The following is a 5660-nucleotide window of genomic DNA, read 5'->3' as shown; positions in this document are numbered from 1 at the left end:
ACGTCCACAATCTGCTGCATCGTGACGGCATCCGGAAATTGGATGTAGTGGAAGAAGCAACGGCGCAAAAACGCGTCGGGCAGTTCTTTTTCATTGTTGGAGGTGATGAACACCAGCGGGCGGTTCTTGGCCTTGACCAGTTCACGTGTTTCGTAGCAATAAAACTCCATGCGGTCGATTTCGCGCAATAAGTCGTTGGGAAACTCGATGTCGGCCTTGTCGATCTCGTCGATCAGCAGCGCCACTGGCTCGTCGGCGGTAAAAGCCTGCCACAGCACGCCTTTGACAATGTAGTTGTGGATATCTTTGACCCGTGCCGAATCTTCAATCCCGGCCAGCTGCGAATCGCGCAAACGGCTGACTGCATCGTATTCATACAGACCCTGCTGCGCTTTGGTGGTGGATTTGATGTGCCATTGCAGCAGCGGCATGCCCAGTGCGGCAGCCACTTCCTCTGCCAGCATGGTTTTGCCGGTGCCAGGCTCGCCCTTGACCAGCAGCGGGCGTTTCAAAGTGGCGGCAGCATTGACGGCCAGCATCAGGTCCTGGGTAGCGACGTAATTGTTGGAGCCTTGGAACTTCATGGTGGTGGATCAAAAGCAGGGAATGAATTTGGGGCCGCATATAATCTGCGGTCGATGGCAAGCCTGCTAAACAGGGCTGAATGTAGGCTTGATTTTTCCCCAGATTGTGCGCGCAAAAATGAATAAATTATTGACCACGGTGTTAGCGTTTGCTGCTGTTTCGCTAGCAGGTATTGCCAATATTGCCAGTGCCCAGGACATCGTGGGGGATGCCAAAGCCGGACACGCCAAGGTTGATATGTGCTTGGGCTGCCACAGCATCATTGGCTACCAGGCCAGCTTTCCCGAAGTGCATAAAGTGCCGAAAATATCGGGTCAAGGTGCTAAGTACATCATTTCTGCGCTCAACGCCTATAAAAAGGGCGACCGCAAGCATCCCACCATGCGCGGCATTGCCGATTCGCTGAGTGACCAGGATATGGCCGATGTAGCGGCTTACTACAGCGCCAATGGTGTCGTAGCCGGTGCCACTCTGCCCGCCAAACCCACGGTAGAGCCCAGTGCCCAAGTGGCTGCGCTGTTGACCAAGGGTGCTTGTGTGTCTTGTCATGGTGACAACTTCTCCAAACCCATTGACCCGACCTACCCCAAGATCGCCGGCCAGCATGCCGACTACCTGTATGTGGCTTTGAAGTCGTACAAAACCGAAGGCAACCCTTTGGTCGGCCGCTCCAACGCCATCATGGGGGGTGTGGCCAAGCAATTCTCGAATGCGGAGCTCAAGGCACTGGCCGGTTACGTGCATTCGCTGGAAGGCGAGTTGAAGGTGGTGCCGCAGTCGCGCTTCCGTTAAGCCAACGCCAGTCTGCTCCGCGTAAAAGCCCGCACCATGCGGGCTTTTTTACGTCGGATCAGTCTTGCGTGGCCCGGCGTTGTACACAGTCAATATAGGCAGCGCCGTCTGGGGGGCGGCCTGCGCGCTGGCTTTCCCACAGCATCTGTCCCAGGCAATCCATGGTTTCGTGGTGGGCGTCGTGCAAGGAGTCGCGGCGGCGCGTCAGCAATTCAACCGATTGGCGGATGCCACGTGGCTGGTCGATAGAGCACTGCTCGCTGATCGATAAATGCATTGAAAGATGTAGGAAGGGATTGGTTTTGCCCGCTTCTGCATCGTAATTGCGGGCTACGGCGGCCTCTACATCCAGCATGTCGGCGTGGTATTCGGGATGTTCGTCCAGCCATTGACTGGCTATGGTTTCAATGGCTTCCAGCGCCTGTCCGGACTTCGCCTTGGCGTAAACAGAGCAGAAAAAACGGCGTACATCGGCTTGCGAGGGATTGAACATGGGCGTGAGCCTACCACGGCCAAACCCGCGGTTTGCAGCCGCTATGCGCACTATTGGGCGCGCGTGCTGAACCCGGTTGTTGCGAAATACACGGTATTCCAAACGCTATAGTTTCTGTGTAGTCGCTGCGGGGGTATGTCGCGTTTGGAATCTTTTACGGAGCAGGTTGAATTAGTCCTGTTGACAGACATTTAGCAGATCAGCCCGCACCATTGGGCTCTTTGGCGGTGGGTAGAGTGACTCCAATATAAAGACCATTGAAGTGCCAACAAATACCGCGCTAGGATTAGCCTTAAAGCCCGATGTACGTTAGCTGTGCAAAAGTGCCTTGCTCTATGGCTCACTATGGACTCAAATAGTTACACCTATTACAAAAACCCGAATCGACATTCGGTTAAGACATGGACCAGACCGGGCGCCTCTACAAAATTGACCAGCTTTTGCGACAGCACAAGGTCATTAGCTTTGCCGCCTTGCAGGCTGAACTGAACGTATCGCGGGCCACCCTCAAACGCGATCTGGACGACTTGCGGACCCGCCTCAAGTTGCCTATCGAATGGAGCCGCGCGGCCGGTGGCTACCGATTGGCACCTACCGGCGAATTGCCCGCCAGCACCCACGAGCTTCCAGGCCTGTGGTTTTCATCTACCGAAATCCATGCGCTGATGACGATGCAGCAATTGTTGTCGCATCTGGATACGGGTGGTTTGATCATCAATCCGGTACCGGTCGCAGACCGGTTGAACGCACTGTTGACCAGCGATGACATCGAACTGCAAGAGCTGCGGCGGCGGGTCCGCATTGTCGGCCTGGTTCAAGAATCTGCCACGCCGCGTTATTTTGAGCGGATAGGTTTGGCGCTGGTGCGGCGCAAGCGTCTGGTGTTGGCCCATGCCGATGCAAGCGATGCGCCCGTGGAATGGGAGGTATCGCCCCAGCGGCTGGTGCATTTTCGCGGCAGCTGGCACTTGGAGGCTTGGTGCCACCCACAGGCCGAATTGCGCAGTTTCGCGGTGGATGCCATCACCGATGCGCGCGCTTTGCCCAATAGCGCCATCGAAATCGGTGACGACAAGCTGGATGCCCAGTTTGGTCCGGAATACGGTGTATTCGCCAGCGGCCGCGTGCGCTGGGCCCGGATGCAGTTCAGCCGCGAGAAGGCCAGCAGCGTCGCCAACCTGCAGTGGCACCCCCTGCAACAGGGTAAGCAGCAAAATGACGGCAGTTACCTGCTGCGCGTGCCTTACATGGATCCACGCGAGTTGATGGAGAAAATCCTCCAGTACGGTGCGCAATGCCAGGTGCTCGGCCCGGCCAGCCTGCGCCAGGCGGTGACCGACGAGGTGGCGCAGATGGCCACCATGTACCAGTCGGCTGCGCCGCTGGACGAAGACGGCGTGCTGGACGACGCAGCGCTCGACTGAGTTTTTGGCGCTTATTTTCCCCAGCCCTTGGGTCGCCGCAGCGCCTGCTGCTCGCGCTCTTGGGCCATTTGTTCTTCTAGCTGCTGGCGCCCTTCGGTGGCCACGGCGATGAGCTTGGCGCGGTCTTTGCGGTGCGGGTACATCTGCTCGAACAAGGCAATGTTGTGCTGGCGAAAACGCATCGCCTGCTGGCGCGCTTCGTGCGGCGGGTAGCCCAGAATCTCCAGTACCGCGCGGGCGCTGCGCAGGCTGGACTCGAATAGTTCGCGCTCGACCCGCAGCACGCCGCGGTCGCGTAGTGCGTTCCAGTGCGGCACGTCGCGGGCGCGGGCTACGATCTCCAGGTTCGGAAAGTGCTCTCGCGCAATGTCCACAATCTTCAGGCTTTGCGCCTTGTCATCTACCGCGACGACCAGGATTTTGGCGGTTGCCGCGCCCGACAGACGCAGCAAATCTAACCGGGTGGCATCGCCGTAAAACACGCGAAAACCGAACTGGCGGATGGACTCCACCATGTCGGCATCGTGGTCGAGCACGGTGGCACTCAGCCCTTGCGCCAGCAATGTGCGGCCCACGATCTGCCCATAGCGGCCAAAACCGGCAATGATGATGGGCGCATCTTGCTGCTCAGCCAGCTCTTCCATCTGGGGGGCTCCGCGCGAAGCAAAGCGCGGCAGCAGCAGCTTGTCGATGGCCAGCAAAAGCATCGGGCTGACCAGCATCGACACCGCGACCGAGCCAATCAACAGCGACGAAGTCTGGTTGGAGAAAATATGCGCCGCCGTGGCCGTCTGGAACACCACAAACGCAAATTCACCACCCTGCGCCAGTAACACCGTAAACACCGGCCGCTCTTGGAACGGCACGCCCATCCACTTCGCGATGGCGTAGATCACCAGCAGCTTGGCGAGTAAAAAGCCCGCCACGATCAGCGCCATCAGTCCCGGCGACTGGCGCAGCACGCCAAAGTCCACACTCATGCCCACGGCGATGAAGAACAGACCCAGCAGCAGGCCTTTGAAAGGCTCGATATCGGTCTCCAGCTCGCGACGGTACTCGCTTTCGGCCAGCAGCACCCCGGCTAGAAAGGCCCCCAGCGCCATCGACAGGCCCACCGACAGCATCAGCGAGGCGATGCCCACCACCAGCAGCAAAGACGCCGCGGTAAAGATTTCAGGCGTTTTGGAGCGCGCAATCCAGCGAAACAGCGGCCGCAACAGCAAACGCCCGCCCAGCACAATACCCGCAATAACTGCTATAGTTTTAAGAGCTTGTAGCGCAGGTGCTGCCTGCGCCAGAGCTTCATTTTCTTCAGAAATACTGCCCAGCACCGGCAGCAGCGCCAAAATGGGAATGGCCGCCACATCCTGGAACAACAGAATGGAAAACCCTGCCTGCCCGCTGCGCGTGGGCAGGAGGTTGCGCTCGCCAAATACCTGCAGCGCAATCGCCGTGCTGGACAAAGCCAGGCCCAGTGCCGCCACCAGCGCAATCCGCCACGGCACGCCCGCCGCCATGGCACCCAGCAAAATCACCACGGCGCAGCCCACCACCTGGGCCGTGCCCCAGCCAAAAATCGGGCGGCGCAGGCTCCACAGCCGTTTGGGTTCCAGCTCCAGGCCGATCAAAAACAGCATCAGCACCACACCAAATTCGGCGAAATGCAGGATGTCCTGGACCTCGGTGACCAGGCCCAGACCCCAGGGACCGATGGCGATACCCGCGGCCAGGTAGCCAATGATGGAGCCCAGGCCCAGGGCTTTGCTCAGCGGCACGGCGATGACGGCGGCGCTGAGGTAAATGAAGCTGTTAATCAGCCAGGAGGGTGCGTGTTCCATACAGGTTTACGGCGTGGGCCAGTGGGGATAAGTTTGCAGCCGTTGGCTGAACAAGGCGACGTGGTCTTGTACCTCTTGCTTGCCCGCGCTGTGGGCACCGTGCAGCACCAGCGGCGGCAAAAAGCGCATGCCACAGAGGGCGGCGGTCTGGGCGTAAGGCGGTAAGAACGCGTCGAATGGGTAGCGGTTGTAGCTGTCGGGGTGGTACGAGTCTTCTTGTCCGCCGGTGGTCAGCACCAGCCACAGGGCTTTGCCGCGCAGGGCGGTGCCGGGCGCGCCGGTGGGGGCGGCTTCTTCGGTTTCGGCCGACACCGCACCAAACGCCCAGCCGTAGGTCAGCACCTCGTCCATCCACAGTTTTTGCAAGGCGGGCATCGAATACCACTGGATAGGGTGTACCAGCACCAGCAGGTCGGTGGCTTCCATGCGGGCCTGCTCGGCGGCCACGTCGATGGCGTAGTCGGGGTAGTTGGCGTACAGGTCCTGGATGTCGATCTGCGGGCCGTCCGCGCGGGCGGGCAGGGCGCG

At 59.5% G+C, this 5660-nt stretch carries 6 protein-coding genes; 2 read left to right on the top strand and 4 right to left on the bottom strand.

The annotated features are described in order from the left end of the window. On the bottom strand, positions 1-584 hold a 584-nt coding region (locus ABI213_RS20735; RefSeq protein ID WP_348028486.1), incomplete at its 3' end, for a MoxR family ATPase. A 118-nt stretch (positions 585-702) separates the two neighbouring features. Here ABI213_RS20735 and ABI213_RS20730 point away from each other — a divergent pair. Further along, the gene (locus tag ABI213_RS20730; protein WP_348005296.1) at positions 703-1377 is read left to right on the top strand and encodes a c-type cytochrome; all 675 of its coding nucleotides are present in this window, start codon (positions 703-705) and stop codon (positions 1375-1377) included. A gap of 58 nt (positions 1378-1435) precedes the next feature. Here ABI213_RS20730 and ABI213_RS20725 read toward each other — a convergent pair whose 3' ends face one another. Continuing rightward, the gene (locus tag ABI213_RS20725; protein ID WP_348005301.1) at positions 1436-1870 is read right to left on the bottom strand and encodes a DUF1841 family protein; all 435 of its coding nucleotides are present in this window, start codon (positions 1868-1870) and stop codon (positions 1436-1438) included. A 401-nt stretch (positions 1871-2271) separates the two neighbouring features. Here ABI213_RS20725 and ABI213_RS20720 point away from each other — a divergent pair, with 401 nt between their 5' ends. After that, entirely contained in the window at positions 2272-3294 is a 1023-nt protein-coding gene (locus ABI213_RS20720; protein WP_348006905.1) for a WYL domain-containing protein, read from the top strand. 11 nt (positions 3295-3305) lie between these two features. Here the strand turns inward: ABI213_RS20720 and kefC are convergent, their stop codons facing one another. Both kefC and ABI213_RS20710 read right to left on the bottom strand, forming a co-directional pair. Further along, on the bottom strand, positions 3306-5132 hold the full coding sequence (gene kefC / locus ABI213_RS20715; protein WP_348006904.1) for a glutathione-regulated potassium-efflux system protein KefC: 1827 nt from the start codon (positions 5130-5132) through the stop codon (positions 3306-3308). A 6-nt stretch (positions 5133-5138) separates the two neighbouring features. Then, positions 5139-5660: NAD(P)H-dependent oxidoreductase (locus ABI213_RS20710; RefSeq protein WP_348028484.1), on the bottom strand; the 522-nt coding region annotated here is incomplete at its 5' end.

The sequence above is a fragment of the Rhodoferax sp. genome (genome assembly GCF_039922535.1).
In the GTDB taxonomy this organism is placed as follows: domain Bacteria; phylum Pseudomonadota; class Gammaproteobacteria; order Burkholderiales; family Burkholderiaceae_C; genus Rhodoferax_B.
The sequence above is the reverse complement of the archived record's forward strand: the minus strand, read 5'-3'. Positions and strand labels throughout refer to the sequence as shown.

Coding starts and splice junctions, on each gene's coding strand:
- kefC (WP_348006904.1), bottom strand. CDS start 5,132: ATGGAACACGCACCCTCCTGGCTGATTAACAGCTTCATTTACCTCAGC.
- ABI213_RS20720 (WP_348006905.1), top strand. CDS start 2,272: ATGGACCAGACCGGGCGCCTCTACAAAATTGACCAGCTTTTGCGACAG.
- ABI213_RS20730 (WP_348005296.1), top strand. CDS start 703: ATGAATAAATTATTGACCACGGTGTTAGCGTTTGCTGCTGTTTCGCTA.
- ABI213_RS20725 (WP_348005301.1), bottom strand. CDS start 1,870: ATGTTCAATCCCTCGCAAGCCGATGTACGCCGTTTTTTCTGCTCTGTT.